The sequence below is a fragment of the Hydrocarboniphaga sp. genome, from assembly GCF_965279055.1.
In the GTDB taxonomy this organism is placed as follows: Bacteria; Pseudomonadota; Gammaproteobacteria; order Nevskiales; family Nevskiaceae; genus Hydrocarboniphaga.
Genome location: NZ_OZ257125.1, coordinates 3,130,354 through 3,146,774, shown reverse-complemented (window position 1 = coordinate 3,146,774; position 16,421 = coordinate 3,130,354). Strand labels below are relative to the sequence as shown.

Below are 16,421 nucleotides of genomic sequence, written 5' to 3'. Positions count from 1 at the left end.
TTCAGGACTGCGCCGCGCGCAGCGCCGACTGCATCAGCCCGCGAAGCGCCTCGTTGACGGACTCTTGCGTCGGGAAGGCTTTGGCCACGTCGGGCTGCAGCAGCACCAGATTTGTGCCCTGGGTGTGGCGCTCGAAATACTTGCCACGCACTCCGCTGCCCAAGTCTTCGCGGCGGTACTCGGGTCGTAGCGTGTCTTTCTCGACCTTGTTAGCTTTCATAGATTTTGCGCTCATGTGTCGTCGCCATTCTGGCGCTGATGATACGGATTCCGCGCGGATGTTCGAGATGTGACACGACCAGTATGCGCTGATCCACAGACAAGCCAAAGGTCAGCAGACGATGCTCGCCCTCTGAATGATCCGGGTCCGGGAAGGTATAGGCGAGAGGGTCGCCGAAAACCGACGCCGCTTCCTCGAAGCTAACCTTGTGCTTCTTCAGGTTCTTCGCGGCTTTGGCGATGTTCCAGTCGTACTCCATCTGAAAATTATAGGGCGGCCGTAGCGAAAGGGGGATGTGATGAGTATGGAAGGGCTTGATGCTGGCGAAGTGGCATTGATTCGATCGGTCGTTGAAGGCTTCATTGGCGCACGGCTGAACTCCAAGCTGGAAAAGCTCGGTGCTGACGAGCATCAGAAGCGCGAGCATTTGCAACAGGAATACGGCCGCGAGGCCTGGCTGGAAAACGCGGCCAAGCGGGTCGGGCAGATTCGGCTGGTGACACATGCGGTCAAGTACAGCCATCCGGATGCGCGCGGTAGCAGCGTTCATTACGCGCCGCCGTCGGCATTGCCCGAGCCCTTGGTGAGTAGTGCCGGCGAGTTGATGGCCGACGACGTCGTCGGCAACGCCGCCGCGCTGGACGTGTTCAAGTTTCTGAAGCTGGAATCGGGCGGGCAGACCGTATTGCAGTTGGCCCGCTCCGGTGATGCGGCACTCAAGGCGGCGTTCTGCGCCGATCCAGAACGGGCGCGGGCCTGGTGCCAGGCGTTTGCCGGCATCACCGAGGATGCCGACACGCCGTCCAGCCATACGCTCGCCAAGCAATTGTATTTTCCGCTCGCCGCCGCCGGGGATGATCGCGCCTATCACCTGCTGGCGCCGCTGTATCCCACGTCCCTGGCGCACAAAATTCACCTGCGCATCCAGCAGGATCGTTTCTCGGACGAAAGCAAGGCTGCGCGAGATGCGAGGAAGAAGGGCGAAGCGTATCCATCGGGTTATCGCGAGTATCCCAATCTGGCAAGCCGCGCGTTCGGCGGCAGCAAGCCGCAGAACATCAGCCAGCTGAACAGTGAGCGCGGCGGTGTCGGCTATCTGCTGCCCTCGTGTCCCCCAGTGTGGAACCGCCAGCCGCTGCAGCCGCCGACCCGCACTACGACGGTTTTCAATGGCTGGCTGTCGCGATCATCAAGGGAGATTCGCGACAAGATCAAGGCGCTCAAGGCCTACCTCGATAGCCTGCCGCCCGATCGCAGCACGGTCCACTTACGCGATGCGCGCGAGCGCTACGTACAGGCGATCATCGACGATGCGCTCCATATCGCGGCAGGCCTGCGCGATCTTCCGCCCGGCTGGAGTGCCGATCCGGCTTGCAAGCTCGACGCGGCGGAAGCCTATTGGCTCGACCCGCACCGCGCTTATGCCGATGCAGACTTCGCCTCCCAGGCCAGCCTCACGGATTGGCAGCAGCAGGTGAGTCATCGCTTCGGCAACTGGCTCAACCATGAGGTCGGTAGTGATCGCCTGCCGATGGGCGACCCCGAGCAGCGCGAATGGAAAAAAATGCTGGAAGAAGAACTGCAATGGCTGAGCCGGGAGCTGCGCGATGAATAAGCCCCACGCTCTACTGTTGTTGCCGCGATTGCGCGTGCAGAACGCCAACGCGATCTCTGGCCCTTTCAGCTGGGGCTTTCCGGCACCGTCCGCATTTACTGGATTCGTGCATGCGCTGTCGCGCCGTTTGCCGGAGGCGCTCGGCGTGGATGTGCACCTCGACGGTGTCGGCGTTGTGTGCCACGAGTTCGAGCCGCAGATGGCCGGCGGCTATGTCAAAAGTTTTTGCCTGACACGCAATCCCAACGACGAAAACGGCAATCCACCGGCGTTTGTCGAAGAAGGGCGCACACACTTTGAGGTGAGTTTGCTGGTGGGGGTTCACGGTGACTCGCTGTTCGAATTCACGCCCGAAGAGTTGGCTGCGATGGCGCAACAGATTCTCGGCCTGGCGCAAGGGCAGAGGCTGGCGGGCGGATCCATCCTGGCGTCGGCGCCCGACTATCGACACGAGCCGTCGCTCAGCATCCTGCCAACCGACGAAGACGCCTCGCGCTCCTACTTCCGCAAGCTCAAGCGAAGGCTGCTTCCGGGTTTTGCGCTAGTGAGCCGCGACGACCGGCTGCAACAGCGGCTCAGCGAATTGCGGGCGCTGGTTCCCGAGAGCACGGCGCTGGATGCCTTATTGGACCTATGCGCTCTGCACTGGGACTGCGAAACCTCAACCGATAGTAACGCGGTCGTCTGGAGCATCCGTCAGCGGCGCGGCTGGCTGGTCCCGCTACCGGTCGGCTACGCCGCGATCTCGCCGCTGTACGACGCGGGCACGGTTCGCAATGCGCGTGACCCGACCATCCCTTTCCGGTTTGTGGAAAGCGTCTACAGCCTCGGCGAATGGATCAGCCCGCATCGTCTCGACGATCCCAGCCGCCTGCTCTGGTACCACCAGGCCGATGCCGAAGCGGGCCTGTATGGCTGCATCAACGACTACGCCGTAACCGAAGCGCCTTCGCTGGAAATTCAACAAGGGGTAACGACATGACGACCACTGAACTCAAAACTGCCTCCGTACTGGCTTTCGAACGCAAGCTCGATCCGTCAGATGCGCTCTTTGCCTCTGGCTCCTGGGACGCACGTGGGGACGCGGCGGGCTGGCCTGCCATCACTATTCGCGAGAAGTCGGTGCGCGGCACCATCTCCAATAGGCTAAAGACCAAGGATCAGGACCCGGCCAAGCTCGACGCGTCGATCGAGAACCCCAACCTGCAGACGGTTGATGTTGCTACGCTGCCGGCGAGTGCCGACACACTCAAGGCGCAGTTCACATTGAGGGTCTTGGGCAGCACCGGCACGCCGTCCGCCTGCAACAACGCGCCCTATCGCGCCAAGTTGCTTCAAACCGTACAGGCTTACAAAGACGCGACGGGTTTTGCGGAACTGGCGCGGCGCTACGCCGTCAACATTGCCAACGGACGTTTCCTGTGGCGCAACCGGATCGGTGCGGAATCGGTCGAGATACAGGTTAGCCGCATGCAGGATGGTCGCGCCGCCAGCCAATGGACGTTCAGCGCGCTGAACCAGCCTTGGCGCAGTTTTGATATCGGCAGTGATCAAGCCCTATGCGAGCTTGCCACGGCAATCGAGGAGGGCCTTGCCGGGCGCGGCTATGTGTTGTTGGCCGTTACCGCATTCGTCAGGGTGGGCGCAGGGCAGGAGGTTTTTCCTTCGCAGGAGCTGATCCTGGACAAGAGCACGCGCGACAAGAGCAAGACGCTTTACAAGGTTGGCGATGTCGCCGCGATGCACTCGCAGAAGATCGGCAATGCGCTACGCACGATCGATACCTGGTATGCCGAGTTCTCCGGCACCGACGACAGCCTGGGGCCGATTGCGGTGGAGCCCTACGGCTCGGTTACGTCACAGGGCAAGGCGTATCGCCAGCCGAAGGCCAAGCAGGACTTTTACACACTGCTCGACCGCTGGGTGTTGAAAGACGAAGTGCCCTCCATCGGCAACCAGCACTACGTCATCGCCAACCTGATCCGGGGCGGCGTGTTTGGCGACAGCGACAAAGGCTGAGGCGGTTGCATGACACACCACATTGATATTCGCTTGCGGCCGGACCCGGACTTTGCCTCGCAAACCCTGATGGATGCGCTGTTCTCCAAATTGCACCGCGCCTTGGCGCATCGCGGCCAGGGTGATGTCGGCGTTAGCTTCCCTGGGTACGACGGTTATCGCCTCGGTACGCAAATGCGATTGCACGGCAGCGCGGACTCGTTGAGCCAGTTGATGGAGCAGGCCTGGCTTGCAGGCATGCTCGACCACGTTATTGCAGGCCCAATTGCCCAGTCGCCGCAAGGCGCCACGCACCGCGTTGTCCGGCGTGTTCAGGCTAAAAGTAGTCCCGAACGATTGAGACGGCGCCAGATGCGGCGGCATGGGCTGACCGCGGAGCAGGCGCTGGAAAGGGTTCCCGACTCCGCCAGGGAAACCATCCGGCTACCGTACCTGCAACTGAAAAGCTCCAGCACGGCGCAGGCCTTCCGCCTGTTTATCGACCATGGCCCGCTCTTGGAACAAGCTCAACCCGGGCACTTCGGCAGCTATGGATTGAGCGACACAGCAACGGTGCCGTGGTTCTGACCCTTTTTCCGATCAAGGACGCCGGGACCGTGAAATCAATAACTTATGAGCCCAGCCCGAAATTTGGCCGCGCTTCCGATTCTCTATAATTGTAATGAGTATCAGACACATAAATAGTTTATTCCGTAGTGGACTGCCGCGTAGGCAGCTCAGAAAACTGGCCGCTGGCGATCGAGACGAACCGCCGCGTGGACTGCCGCGTAGGCAGCTCAGAAAACGCGGCGAGACGGCGCGCCTTCATGACTGGTGTGGACTGCCGCGTAGGCAGCTCAGAAATGTACTGCGCGATGCCGGCGCTGCCGCTCGACGTGGACTGCCGCGTAGGCAGCTCAGAAAATCATCCGGCCGCGCAGCGTCAGGCTCAGACTGTGGACTGCCGCGTAGGCAGCTCAGAAAAGCCTCTACCAGATAGCCAGCGCCGCCCGCTTGTGGACTGCCGCGTAGGCAGCTCAGAAAATGTATGCGACGCCGCCGACCGCGCCCGCTACGTGGACTGCCGCGTAGGCAGCTCAGAAATGCCAGCGCCTGCGGCCCTGGTCGTAGCTGCCGTGGACTGCCGCGTAGGCAGCTCAGAAACTCGGAGTAGATGTCGAGCGGCGGCTCTTCGTGTGGACTGCCGCGTAGGCAGCTCAGAAAACAAGCACGCCACGGTGGTGCGCAGGGTCTGGGTGGACTGCCGCGTAGGCAGCTCAGAAATTGAACAACGCGCGGGCATCTGGGTAGTCACCGTGGACTGCCGCGTAGGCAGCTCAGAAACGCCGATGCCGCCCATGTTGTAGGCGCGACCCGTGGACTGCCGCGTAGGCAGCTCAGAAATTGACCTTGATCGTCTCGGTGCTGCCGATGTTGTGGACTGCCGCGTAGGCAGCTCAGAAAATCACGTATCCGGCGCTGCACACCATGCGCGCGTGGACTGCCGCGTAGGCAGCTCAGAAATTCGGCAGCGCGGCGAAGCGGCGCTCGTTGAGGTGGACTGCCGCGTAGGCAGCTCAGAAAAGGAGCTGGCCCGCAACGTGGTGCTGCGCGTGGTGGACTGCCGCGTAGGCAGCTCAGAAAATCGGGCAGCGACGCACCTCAACCCACAGGTCGTGGACTGCCGCGTAGGCAGCTCAGAAAACGTGGACCGCGCTATCTCAATCAATTGCTTGGTGGACTGCCGCGTAGGCAGCTCAGAAATGGCGCAGTAGAAGAAGCGGGCGGCGCTGCCGTGGACTGCCGCGTAGGCAGCTCAGAAATTCATCGGCGCGGAATTGAGCGCCGAATACGTGTGGACTGCCGCGTAGGCAGCTCAGAAATACGAGCTGGGCTTCATGGGCAAGGGCTGGGAGTGGACTGCCGCGTAGGCAGCTCAGAAATCGCCTCCATTCGCATGCCATCCGATGGGTGAGTGGACTGCCGCGTAGGCAGCTCAGAAATTTCTCGCGGCCCGGCCCGGCCAGATCCAGCTGTGGACTGCCGCGTAGGCAGCTCAGAAAATCAGGCGGTGTTCCTCTGCGCTTTGCCGGGCGTGGACTGCCGCGTAGGCAGCTCAGAAATTGCAGAACGGCGTGCGCGCGGCGCGGTTGGCGTGGACTGCCGCGTAGGCAGCTCAGAAAGCCTGAAAGCTGACCGCGCTGCTGCCTTTCTCGTGGACTGCCGCGTAGGCAGCTCAGAAAGTCAGACGCAGGCGCGCATTGAAGCGCTGCTTGTGGACTGCCGCGTAGGCAGCTCAGAAAGGCTTCCAGACGCGATCGCTGATCGCGATCATGTGGACTGCCGCGTAGGCAGCTCAGAAAATTCCGAGGCCGGCAGCGGCACCGACGAGCCAGTGGACTGCCGCGTAGGCAGCTCAGAAATCACCGGTATTGGTGGGTGGGGTGGGAGGTGAGTGGACTGCCGCGTAGGCAGCTCAGAAACGTTCAAGTTCCACACCAGGGTCAAGAAGGTGGTGGACTGCCGCGTAGGCAGCTCAGAAATTCAGAACGTGCTTGATGAACTGATCCAGCGCGTGGACTGCCGCGTAGGCAGCTCAGAAATGGGCAAATGTCCGGTCATGCATCGGCTGATAGTGGACTGCCGCGTAGGCAGCTCCGAAAATTAGAACACCCCAGACCGGCGTGACTTGCCCAAGACCTGAGGCTGCAGGCGGCTCCAGTAGCCGTCTCTCCCCCAACGCGGGAATCCAGCCGCCAGGTCGCCGCTGTCCCCCGTAATACGGCCCGGCCGCGGCCTGCGCTGCTGCATCGCCGTCTTTTTTTTCGTCGCATCCGCATTTGCCCGTACGCGAAAGCCCCAGCGGCATAGTAGTTGCCGTTGTTTGCGCAGTTCGTCTAAAGGCTCGAGCTACGGCGCAGCGCACGGTGGTCGCAGGATCCGCGTGCCATGGCGCCCATGCCCGAGCGTGCGCGGAGGGAGCCATGGCGGATTTGAACGGCAAGGTTGCCGTGGTAACCGGTGCTGCGTCCGGTATAGGGCGCGCCCTGGCATTGGCGCTGGCGCGAAGGTCCTGCGTGCTGGAGCTGGCCGACATCGACGAACTCGGGCTGCGCGCCACCGCCGACGCCTGTCGTGCGCTCGGCAGCCGCGTCGATACGCGTGTCGTCGACGTATCGCAGCGCGAAGCGGTGCACACCTGGGCGCGCGAAGTCGGCGAGCGCCACGCGGTGAATCTGGTGTTCAACAATGCCGGCATCGCGCTCGGCGGTGGCGTCGAGGAGATTGTCTACGACGACATCGAGCGCATCATGAGCGTCAATTTCTGGGGCGTGGTGCACGGCACGATGGCGTTCCTGCCGCTGCTGCGCCGCTCCGGCGACGGCCATCTCGTCAACGTCTCCAGCATCTACGGCTGCCTCGCGATGCCGGGACAATCGGCTTACAACGCCTCCAAGTTCGCGGTACGCGGTTTCACTGAATCACTGCGCATGGAGCTCGACATCAAGGGCGACAACGTCACCGCCAGCACGGTGTCGCCCGGCGGCATCCGCACCAATATCGCCGCTTCGGCCGTGATCCGCTCGGGCTCGCTGATCCCCGACGGCGATCTGGCGAGGCGCCAGTTTTCGGCGCGTCTGATCACCGACCCGGAGCGCGCCGCCGCGATCATTCTCGATGGTGTGCGCAAACGCCGTCGCCGCATTCTGGTCGGCCGCGACGCGTTCTGGTTCGACGTGCTGGTGCGGCTGCTGCCGGCGGCGTATCAGCGCCTGGTCGGCAACATTGTGAAGCGACGCTTCGAGCGGGCGAGGGCTGAGAGGCTTACTGCGCAGCCGCCGGGTTGAGCCAGGCGATTTTCGCAGGGCGGACTGAAGCCTGACCTGCAAAAGCGGGCGTGCAGCCCGGTTACATCTTGTGAAAAATTCCGAGCACGCGCTTTTCGGCAACGCGGTAATGCTTGTCGATGAAGCGGTTCTTGCGCTCGCGCAAGGTCATGTGCTCGTCGGCCTTGGGTGAAGGATGCCGGAGCAGCGCCTGCATCTGCTGGGGCGAATGAAAGGCGGTCTGCAGCAGCACCGAGAAGAAACGGTTGACGTCGTAGTTCTCCTCGGTCCAGCGCAACTCCTTGCCGACCACGCCGCCGACATGCCAGCGCGAAGCCACGGCCACCGATTGCTCGGTGAGATTCTCCACCGCATGCCACCACCATGGCGGCACCCACAGCACGTCGCCCGGCTCCAGCTCGACGCTGTAGAACGGGCAGTACTCGAACAGCGGATAGCCTTGCCGGTTGTACTGATCCGGGAACGAGCAGTGCGAGGTCGTCGCGAGCTGGCCCATGCGATTGAACGGGTACAGATAGGCGCTGTGATTCGGGTCGACGAAGTACCAGCGCTTGCGGCCGTCGAGCATGTGGAACCAGTTCCAGACCGCGGCGCAGTGGAACGGCGAGCCGGTGCCCTTGCGGCCGATGAACAGCTGGCTGTAGGCGACGCGCTTGCCGTCGGAGTAGGGGTTGAGCCGGTCCATCTCCAGCATCGCCTGCAGCTCGGGGTATTTGACGAACAGGAATTCGCTGTTGTGGCAGTACACGTTCGGGTCGCGCACCATTTTCAGCTTGCCTTCGAAGCCGTCCTTGTCCTTGCGCGTCAGCAGCGCGTCCTCTTCGCCGTACAGGTCCAGCATGTTGTCGAACCGGTAATGCGCCATCACCGCGGCCGAGGTGAAGCCGCGCAGCACCACCGGGAAAGGGCGGCGCACGAACTGCTCGGCGAAGGCTTCGGGTGTCGAGTTCTTCCAGTCGAATTCCGGGATCGGCAGCACGCGCGGTGACGGCAGCCCTTTCTTTTTTTCGGACTTCAGCAGGCTGCGTTCCAGTGGTTTGAACGCCAGATGATTCAGGTGATACAGGCCGCTGAGCCCGTAGACCAGCATCAGCGAGACATGCTGCTGGAAGAACGCGGCGGTCATCCACATCATCTTCAGCAAGGTATAGCGCAGCGGGTCGATATCGGCCGGCGGATGCGTGGCGAAGCTACGCGGATAAACCTGGTTCAGATCGCGCTTCAGCAGCGGCTTGAGGTACAGCCAGGTTTCGCGCGCATGGCGCAGACGCAGTCGGGCGTGGACTTTCAAGGCCTCGCCACGGCTGCGGCCGCGGGTATCGGGTAAAGGCGGCACGCTGATGCTATTCATGGTCGGCTCTCAGGTGCGCCCGGCGGGCAGGTTGAACGCGGTTTTTCCGTCGAAGTAACGATCGAGCACGCCGTCCTGGTTCGACATCACGGCAACGATTTCCGGCAGCGCCTTGCCGGTCTTCAGATGGTGCGCAGTCGCCGGGCTGAGCGTGCCGAAAACGTAGTCCCAGAGCGCGGTGACGTTGCCGTAGTTGCCGATTTCACCGGGGACATGATGGTACTGGTGATGCAGCGGTATCCAGGGCAGCCAGCCGCCGACTTTATGATTCAGCCGGCTCAGCCACGGCAGCGGATCGCAACCCAGGTGCGAAGTCAGGTTGCAGAAGTTCTTCAGCAGGTGAATCAGCAGCACCGGCAGCAGCAGGCCCTGGCTCAGCAGCAGCACGTACATCGACAGGCCGGTGAGCTGCGCCAGATGCACCAGCGGCGACGAGAACACGGTAAAGGGATTCACGAACACCATGTTGTGGTGCACGAAGTGGCCGAAAGGAAAGCGCCGGAACAGCACCGGGTAGCGGTGATTGACCCAGTGCGCAGTCCAGTCGGTCAGGTCGATCAGATAGAAGCCGGCGATCGCGTAGAGCACATCGGTCGCCAGGTTCGGTGAATGCAGGAACACGTATTGCTCGGGCAGCGAGAACAGCAGCTGCGGATGGCTGGCGGCGATGCCGATGCTGCCGCGATCGATCTGCAGCGCCGCGCAGGCCAGCACCAGTCCGGCGCCCCAGAAGAACGGCGTCTTGACGTTGAGCAGTGCCAACCGGAAATGCGATGCCGGTTCGGCGATGCGGAAAATGCCGAAGCGTTGGTGGATGCGCGCGTAATGAAATACCAGCAGCAGCGCGATATACAGCAGCGCGAAGCGCAGGCCCATCGACGCGGCGCTGCCCAGCAGCTTCCAGCCGCCCGGAGCTTCGCTGTTCGTCGTGCCGACCAATCTGCCGATGATCAACGCGCTACAGCCCAGAGCGACCAGGGCGGCCGCGATCCAGGCGGCGTGATCGCGTGCTTGCAGCGGCGCCGCTTGCGGTAAGGGCGCGGCGACATCGCTGGAGTCGGGGACGGCGGTGCTCATGCAGGGCTCTCCTTGCGGTACTGCTCCGGTTGCGGTGGGCTCAGCGGATCATGCGGCCGCGGCCTGCTGGTCGCTGTGCAAGGTCAGTTGCTGCGCGGTTTCGTTGCGGTTGCCGGTGAGCTTGGCTTCGAAGGCGAGTGCTGCCTGCAGCGAGGTCAGCTCGCCGTCCTTGTGCTGCTTGCGCATCGCGCGCGCCTTGATCACCGAGACCATCGATTTGAAGAAATCCGCGCGGATTGCCGCCTTGGCCGAGCCGTAGCGCGTCGCCACGCCGATCACCAGATCATCGTCGCCGGCCTCGTTCTCGACGCAATGCCACCACCACGGCGGCACGATCAGCACGTCGCCCGGTTCGAGCACGGTGCTGTAGCGTTCGAGCTTGTCGAACCAGGGTACGCCGGTGCCCCGCGCGTGGTGCTGCACGGTGCGGCTGGTCGCCGAGAAGCCGCTGTCGTAAAGCTTGGGGAACACATACGGCGTCTGGCTGGGCGGGAAGAAATACCAACGTTTGCGGCCCGCGATCTGGCGGAACACGTTCAGGCCGATCGCGCAGTGCACGGTGCTGCCCTGGTTCTTCCAGCCCATGAACAGCTGGTAGAAAATCGGCGGCGCGCCCTCCTTGCCGGGCGCGACTCGTCGCGTGACCTCGTTCTCGACCATGTTCTTCAACTCGGGCCGATGTTCGAACAGCGCGGTCGCGCCCTGCACGTAGAGCTTGCGCTGCGAGCCGAAGAATTCGCTGAGCTTGAAGCCGCCGGTGTCGGTCGGCGAGGTGCAGAGCACGCGCTCGTCCGAATAGCGCTGCATCCACCATTGCGGGTCGTTCCAGTGCTGCACGCTGTCGGCTTGCGTGAGCGCGCCGCGGATCACCAGGGGATGCCGGCCGTATAGCTTCAGCGCCTGGTCGCGACTGGCCTGTGCGGTGCCGATCTCGGGCAGCGGCAGCTCCGGCCGCGCCGCGCGGCGTGCGACGGCGCGCGCATGGAAGGCGGCGAAGCGCGGTGAATCGAAGATCGAAAACCGCGTGAAGCAATCGGCCAACAGGAACAGATTGGTAACGATGCGATCGAACATTCGCTAAGCCCCCCGGACGCCGGAACGGCTGCTGCCGGGCCCCACGCCCCGTATGCCGTTCCTGTTCTGGTAATCCTGCTTGCAGGAAACCTGCCGGATTACGTAAGGAGATGGCGCAGCGCGGCAGATTTGGGGGTTTTCCTGCCCGGAAATCCGCCCAGCGGTCGTGATGTCGCCCGCCACCCTCCGCCGAAGGTGCCGGGAATAGGCCCGGGATCAGGCGGAGTACAGCTCCAGATACTGCGTCGCCGCCTGCTCCCAGGAGAAATCCCGCGCCATGCCGGCCAGCTGCATCGCCTTCCACAGCGCGGGCTTGCCGCGCAGTTCCAGCGCGCGCTCCACGCCCCAGATCACGCCGCCGACATCGGCGTCATTGAACATCACGCCGGTCGCGCTGCCGTCCGCCAGCGTCAGATCGTTGGCGTCGGTGACGGTGTCGGCGAGGCCGCCGGTGCGGCGCACGACCGGAATCGTGCCGTAGCGCTGGCTGTACATCTGGTTGAGTCCGCAGGGCTCGAAACGCGACGGCATCAGGAAGATATCGGCGCCGGCCTCGATGCGATGCGCCAGACGTTCGTCGTAGCGTAATTGCACGCCGACGCGCAGTGGATAGCGTGCGGCCGCATCGCGCCAGCCCTGTTCCTGTTGTCTGTCACCGGAGGCGAGCAGCGCGAACTGCAGTTGTGGATGGGCGCGCATCAGGTGATCGAGCGCGCCGAGGATCAGGTCGCTGCCTTTCTGTTCGGCGAGTCGCGTGACGATGCCGATCAGCGGCGCGTCGACGGAGTCGGACAAGCCCATTTCCTGCTGCAATTCGCGCTTGTTCGCGTTCTTGCCCTGCTTCAGGCTGGCCGCGGTGTAGCGGCGCGCGAGCAGCTCGTCGGTGGCCGGATTCCAGGCTTCGCTGTCGACGCCGTTGGCGATGCCGACCAGGTTCGCCGAACGCCAGCGCAGCAGCGGATCCAGGCCGTAGCCGTATTCGCGCGTCTGGATCTCGCGCGCATAGGTCGGGCTGACCGTGGTGATCACGTCGGCCGCGGTCAGGCCGCCTTTGATGAAGCTGAAGCCGCCGTACATTTCGACGCCGTCGATCGCCCACAGCCGCGGCGGCAGGCCGAGAAAGTCGAAAGCCTCGCGGCCAAACCAGCCCTGGTAGGCGATGTTGTGAATCGTGAACACGGTGCGTGGCCGCTGCGCCTGCTGCGACAGCCAGCTCAGCGCCGGGCCGGTCTGCCAGTCGTTGGCGTGGACCACGTCCGGCCGCCAGCCGTCGGCGGCACCCAGGCTGAGCGCGAACACCGCCTCGCAGAAGCAGCCGAAGCGCCAGGCGTTGTCGGCGAAGTCGTGGCCGCCGGCGTCGCGGTAGGGATCGCCGTCGCGCACGTACAGGTACGGCGCGTCGATCAGCCACAGCGTCACGTCGGTGCCCGGCAGCTTCGCCTCCATGACGCGGAAGGACTGGCCGCGGATATCCAGGCGGCAGCGCAGATCCGCACCGTCGACCTTGTCGAGCAGCCCGCGATAGGCCGGCAGCACCACGCGCAGATCGTGGCCGAGCCGGCTCAGCGCGGCCGGCAGTGCGTAGGCGACGTCGGCGAGGCCGCCGGTCTTGATCAGCGGCCAGCATTCGCTGGCGGCAAACAGCACTTTCATGCTTGGCAAAACTCCGGTCATTCGTCATTCCCGCGAAGGCGGGAATCCAGGGATGTCAGCGCCGCGCCCGCCGCACTGGATTCCCGCCTTCGCGGGAATGACGGCAGGGGCGGCGCGCGGCGTAGTCACGGATTCAGCAAGGGCACGTAGGATAAGCGGGTCGCCTGAACTGCGTCTTTGCAGCGCGGGCCCGCACGCCAAGCTGCCGAGGAAACCCAGACCGTGACCGTTGCCGACAACGCGCTCGAAGTCCCGCAGGATCTGCTGCGCCGACTGCAGGAGAACCGTCTCGGCGATCCGTTCCAGTTGCTCGGCCGCCACGGCGACGGCAAGGCCGGCTGCACGCTGCGCGTGTTCCGGCCGAATGCGCGGCGCCTGCATCTGCACGCGGCCGACGGCCCCGAACTCAAGCGCGTGCCGGATACCGACCTGTTCGTGCTGCAGCTCGACAAGATGCTGGCGCGCGACTATCGGCTGCATTGGCAGGACTCCAACGGCAACTGGCAGAGCGCCCACGACGCCTATGCGTTCGACGAGCCGCTGATCGCCGACTTCGACCTGCATCTGTTCGGCGAAGGCCGGCATTGGCATGTGCACGAAATGCTCGGCGCGCATCCGATCGAGATCGACGGTGTCGCCGGGGTGCGCTTCGCGGTGTGGGCGCCGCATGCCGGGGCGATCAGCGTGGTCGGTGATTTCAATGCCTGGGACGGCCGCATCCACGCGATGCGCGGCCACGCCAGCGGCGTCTGGCAGCTGTTCATTCCGGAGCTGCCGGCCGGCTCGTTCTACAAGTTCGAAATTCGCGGCGCCGATGGTGTGCGTCGCCTGAAGTCCGATCCTTATGGCCGGCAATTCCAGCTGCGTCCGGAGACGGCGTCGGTGATCGGCGCGCCGAGCAGCTTCAAGTGGAGCGACGCGCAATGGCTGCAGGCGCGCCAGGGCCGCGACTACCGGCGCGAGCCGATGTCGATCTACGAAGTGCATCTCGGCAGCTGGCAGCGTAGCGAGGACAACGGCTATCTGAGCTATCGCGAAATCGCGCATCGCCTCGTGCCTTATGTGAAGCAGCTCGGCTTCACCCATATCGAGCTGCTGCCGATCAGCGAACATCCGTTCGACGGCAGCTGGGGCTATCAAACCATCGGCATGTATGCGCCGACCAGCCGGCATGGTTCGCCGGACGAGTTCCGTTATCTGGTCGATCAGTGCCACGCCAACGGCATCGGCGTGATCCTCGACTGGGTGCCGGCGCATTTCCCGAAAGACGCGCACGGCCTGCGCCATTTCGACGGCCAGCCGCTCTACGAATATCCCGATCCGCTGCGCGGCGAGCACCCGGAGTGGGGCACGCTGATTTACGACTACGGCCGGCCGCAGGTGAAGAATTTCCTGCTTGCCAACGCGTTGTTCTGGATCGAGCTGTTCCATATCGACGGCCTGAGAGTCGATGCGGTCGCGTCGATGCTGTACCTGAGCTACGCGCGCAAGCCGGGCCAATGGAAGCCGAACCGGTACGGCGGCAGCGAGCATCTGGAGGCGGTGGATTTTCTGCGCGATCTGAACACCGTCGTGCACGGCCAGCATCCGGGCACCGTGGTGATCGCCGAAGAATCCACGTCCTGGCCGGGCGTATCGCGGCCGGTCGACACCGGCGGCCTGGGCTTCTCGATGAAGTGGGACATGGGCTGGATGCACGACACCCTGGACTACTTCAAGCGCGATCCGCTGTATCGGCGCTACGACAACGACAAGATGACGTTCGGCTTCATGTACGCCTGGAGCGAAAGCTTCGCGCTGCCGCTGTCGCACGACGAAGTCGTGCACCTGAAGAAAGCGCTGGTCGAGAAAATGCCCGGCGACGACTGGCAGAAGTTCGCCAATGTGCGGCTGATGTTTGCGTGGATGTATACGCGGCCCGGCAAGAAGCTGCTGTTCATGGGCGGCGAGTTCGGTCAGCGCCGCGAATGGAACCACGACCGCCAGCTCGACTGGTGGCTGGACACGCAGCCGCTGCACGGCGGCCTGCGCCGCTGGCTGACCGATCTGAATCACCTGCATCGCGACGTGCCGGCGTTTCACGAGCGTGACTTCGAGCCGCAGGGCTTCGAGTGGATCGATTGCAACAACCTGGATGAATCGGTGTTCGTCTACCGGCGCCGCGATGTCGCCGGCAACGAGAGCGTGGTGGTGTTGAATTGCACGCCGGTGGTCCGGCATCGCTTCCGCATCGGCGTGCCGGCGCCGGGACGCTGGATCGAGACGCTGAACTCCGATGCGCCGGTCTACGGCGGCAGTGGCGTCGGCAACCTGGGCGGTGCCGAGGCGATCGCGAAGTCGAGCATGAACCTGCCGTACACGCTGGAGTTGAGCCTGCCGCCGCTGGGGGCCCTGGTGTTGAGTCTGGAACACCTGACTGTAGGAGCGGACCCTGTCCGCGACTGAGGCCTGCGACGGCACAGTCGCGGACAGGGTCCGCTCCTACAGGGCGAGCCTTAGCCGCCCTTCATCCAGGCTTTGCGAATCTCCCGCCCGCACAGCACGCTGTCCCAGTACGCCGTCTTGCCGAGCTTCTGCCGGGCGAGGATGCCGTAGGTGGTCTTGTCCTTCGAGATCCACGGGTAGAAGCCCATCAGGCCCGGGCTGCTGAAGCTGCCGTCGCCGGTGCGGGGGTCGTCCTCGATCCAGTGGTTGATGCTGTAGTGCCAGGCATCGACCACCGGCGTGTCGGACACGTTCGGGCAGTTGCGCGAGGCGCAGACCGGCTCGTAGCCCAGGTAGTCCTTGATCTTGAGTTTGCCGCCGACGATTTTCTGCAGGAACCGGCCGTATTCGGCCGGGCTGGATTCCATGCCGCCGGCGGGCTGCGGCGACTTGTAGGCGAAGTTCAGTTCCGGGCCGACGTAGCGCTTGACCTCGCTGGTGAACGCCTCGGCGTTCATCTCGCCGAGGCCGAGGATGCTGGCCAGGCGTTGGTCGTTGCCGCCGCTGTACGAAAAGCGGCCGACCTTGGACGGGTCGCGCTCGCCGTTGCTGCGCGCGGTGGCGCAGGAATCGACGCTGCGCGACAGCGCACACATCAGCGGATTGAAGTTGGAATAGCCGGCGCGCATTTCCAGAAAGCTGAGCTGCTCCTCGCTGGGCTTGCCGTTCTTTTCGACGAAGTAGGCGGCCCAGACCAGCTTGCTCGCCGAGGCGATGCGGATGCTCTGGCTGGCCGTGTACTCGGTCCCGATCTGGCCGCTGCCCTGCGGGCCGCTGGCGTCGCCGATCTCCCAGTAGAAGTCGCCGAGCGCCTTGCATTCAGGGCTGCCACCGGCGACGGCGGCGGCGGCCTGCTGGCGCGCCTGCGCCGAGCCGGCAGCGTAAGCGCCGGGCACGAAGGCGGCGGCGGTCAACAGCAGCGCGGTAGCGGAGGCACCGCGCCGCGACATCAGCTTCTTCATTTTTGGTCCTTTGGTCCTGGTCCCGTTTATTGCACCCGGCGGCCTGCGTACTTCTTGCAAGTTGCCGACTCGCCATCCTCGCGCTGCCTAATGTAGTCGCTCTGCATGAACCGCAGCGTTGCCATTTGTAGCCGCTTTT

13 protein-coding genes and 1 CRISPR repeat array are annotated in these 16,421 nt (G+C 63.9%); of the genes, 6 read left to right on the top strand and 7 right to left on the bottom strand.

Annotated features, from left to right (window positions below; translation table 11 throughout):
* Window position 1: 1 nt before the first annotated feature.
* Window positions 2-220: a hypothetical protein gene (locus ACQZF9_RS14255; protein WP_428309626.1), complete on the bottom strand. Its 219-nt coding sequence runs from the start codon at window positions 218-220 to the stop codon at window positions 2-4.
* Window positions 210-479 (bottom strand): BrnT family toxin, encoded by a 270-nt coding sequence (locus tag ACQZF9_RS14250; protein ID WP_428309625.1) that lies wholly within the window; start codon window positions 477-479, stop codon window positions 210-212. The genes ACQZF9_RS14255 and ACQZF9_RS14250 overlap by 11 nt, the downstream gene beginning before the upstream one ends.
* 39 nt (window positions 480-518) lie before the next feature.
* Here ACQZF9_RS14250 and csy1 point away from each other — a divergent pair, with 39 nt between their 5' ends.
* From csy1 to ACQZF9_RS14225, 5 genes are all read left to right on the top strand, one after another.
* Window positions 519-1,835 carry a type I-F CRISPR-associated protein Csy1 gene (csy1, locus tag ACQZF9_RS14245; RefSeq protein WP_428309624.1) on the top strand — a complete coding sequence of 439 codons (1,317 nt, stop codon included), beginning with the start codon at window positions 519-521 and terminating at the stop codon, window positions 1,833-1,835.
* Window positions 1,828-2,817 carry a type I-F CRISPR-associated protein Csy2 gene (gene csy2, locus ACQZF9_RS14240; RefSeq protein ID WP_428309623.1) on the top strand — a complete coding sequence of 330 codons (990 nt, stop codon included), beginning with the start codon at window positions 1,828-1,830 and terminating at the stop codon, window positions 2,815-2,817. Before csy1 ends, csy2 begins: the two co-directional genes overlap by 8 nt.
* Window positions 2,814-3,854, top strand: a complete 1,041-nt coding sequence (gene csy3, locus ACQZF9_RS14235; RefSeq protein ID WP_428309622.1) for a type I-F CRISPR-associated protein Csy3 — start codon at window positions 2,814-2,816, stop codon at window positions 3,852-3,854. The genes csy2 and csy3 overlap by 4 nt, the downstream gene beginning before the upstream one ends.
* A gap of 9 nt (window positions 3,855-3,863) precedes the next feature.
* Entirely contained in the window at window positions 3,864-4,421 is a 558-nt protein-coding gene (cas6f, locus tag ACQZF9_RS14230) for a type I-F CRISPR-associated endoribonuclease Cas6/Csy4 (RefSeq protein WP_428309621.1), read from the top strand.
* A gap of 128 nt (window positions 4,422-4,549) precedes the next feature.
* Window positions 4,550-6,496: a CRISPR direct-repeat array (repeat unit 28 nt; unit sequence GTGGACTGCCGCGTAGGCAGCTCAGAAA).
* Between the two features lie 321 nt (window positions 6,497-6,817).
* Entirely contained in the window at window positions 6,818-7,681 is an 864-nt protein-coding gene (locus ACQZF9_RS14225) for an SDR family NAD(P)-dependent oxidoreductase (RefSeq protein WP_428309620.1), read from the top strand.
* Window positions 7,682-7,742: 61 nt separating this feature from the next.
* Here ACQZF9_RS14225 and ACQZF9_RS14220 read toward each other — a convergent pair whose 3' ends face one another.
* From ACQZF9_RS14220 to glgA, 4 genes are all read right to left on the bottom strand, one after another.
* Entirely contained in the window at window positions 7,743-9,032 is a 1,290-nt protein-coding gene (locus ACQZF9_RS14220; RefSeq protein ID WP_428309619.1) for a cupin-like domain-containing protein, read from the bottom strand.
* A 9-nt stretch (window positions 9,033-9,041) separates the two neighbouring features.
* Window positions 9,042-10,109, bottom strand: coding sequence for a sterol desaturase family protein (locus ACQZF9_RS14215; protein ID WP_428309618.1), 1,068 nt, complete (start codon window positions 10,107-10,109; stop codon window positions 9,042-9,044).
* Between the two features lie 48 nt (window positions 10,110-10,157).
* Window positions 10,158-11,183 carry a cupin-like domain-containing protein gene (locus ACQZF9_RS14210; protein ID WP_428309617.1) on the bottom strand — a complete coding sequence of 342 codons (1,026 nt, stop codon included), beginning with the start codon at window positions 11,181-11,183 and terminating at the stop codon, window positions 10,158-10,160.
* Window positions 11,184-11,399: 216 nt separating this feature from the next.
* Window positions 11,400-12,836 carry a glycogen synthase GlgA gene (glgA, locus tag ACQZF9_RS14205; protein WP_428309616.1) on the bottom strand — a complete coding sequence of 479 codons (1,437 nt, stop codon included), beginning with the start codon at window positions 12,834-12,836 and terminating at the stop codon, window positions 11,400-11,402.
* Window positions 12,837-13,058: 222 nt separating this feature from the next.
* Between glgA and glgB the strand changes: the two genes are divergently transcribed.
* Window positions 13,059-15,281 (top strand): 1,4-alpha-glucan branching protein GlgB, encoded by a 2,223-nt coding sequence (glgB, locus tag ACQZF9_RS14200; RefSeq protein WP_428309615.1) that lies wholly within the window; start codon window positions 13,059-13,061, stop codon window positions 15,279-15,281.
* A gap of 50 nt (window positions 15,282-15,331) precedes the next feature.
* Here glgB and ACQZF9_RS14195 read toward each other — a convergent pair whose 3' ends face one another.
* Entirely contained in the window at window positions 15,332-16,282 is a 951-nt protein-coding gene (locus ACQZF9_RS14195; RefSeq protein WP_428309614.1) for a hypothetical protein, read from the bottom strand.
* Between the last annotated feature and the right edge of the window lie 139 nt (window positions 16,283-16,421).

What these genes read in the sequence shown, in the direction of transcription:
- csy1 (WP_428309624.1), top strand. Translation starts at nt 519, where the DNA reads ATGAGTATGGAAGGGCTTGATGCTGGCGAAGTGGCATTGATTCGATCG.
- cas6f (WP_428309621.1), top strand. Translation starts at nt 3,864, where the DNA reads ATGACACACCACATTGATATTCGCTTGCGGCCGGACCCGGACTTTGCC.
- ACQZF9_RS14215 (WP_428309618.1), bottom strand. Translation starts at nt 10,109, where the DNA reads ATGAGCACCGCCGTCCCCGACTCCAGCGATGTCGCCGCGCCCTTACCG.
- ACQZF9_RS14255 (WP_428309626.1), bottom strand. Translation starts at nt 220, where the DNA reads ATGAAAGCTAACAAGGTCGAGAAAGACACGCTACGACCCGAGTACCGC.
- ACQZF9_RS14225 (WP_428309620.1), top strand. Translation starts at nt 6,818, where the DNA reads ATGGCGGATTTGAACGGCAAGGTTGCCGTGGTAACCGGTGCTGCGTCC.
- ACQZF9_RS14250 (WP_428309625.1), bottom strand. Translation starts at nt 479, where the DNA reads ATGGAGTACGACTGGAACATCGCCAAAGCCGCGAAGAACCTGAAGAAG.
- glgA (WP_428309616.1), bottom strand. Translation starts at nt 12,836, where the DNA reads ATGAAAGTGCTGTTTGCCGCCAGCGAATGCTGGCCGCTGATCAAGACC.
- csy2 (WP_428309623.1), top strand. Translation starts at nt 1,828, where the DNA reads ATGAATAAGCCCCACGCTCTACTGTTGTTGCCGCGATTGCGCGTGCAG.
- ACQZF9_RS14210 (WP_428309617.1), bottom strand. Translation starts at nt 11,183, where the DNA reads ATGTTCGATCGCATCGTTACCAATCTGTTCCTGTTGGCCGATTGCTTC.
- ACQZF9_RS14195 (WP_428309614.1), bottom strand. Translation starts at nt 16,282, where the DNA reads ATGAAGAAGCTGATGTCGCGGCGCGGTGCCTCCGCTACCGCGCTGCTG.
- ACQZF9_RS14220 (WP_428309619.1), bottom strand. Translation starts at nt 9,032, where the DNA reads ATGAATAGCATCAGCGTGCCGCCTTTACCCGATACCCGCGGCCGCAGC.
- csy3 (WP_428309622.1), top strand. Translation starts at nt 2,814, where the DNA reads ATGACGACCACTGAACTCAAAACTGCCTCCGTACTGGCTTTCGAACGC.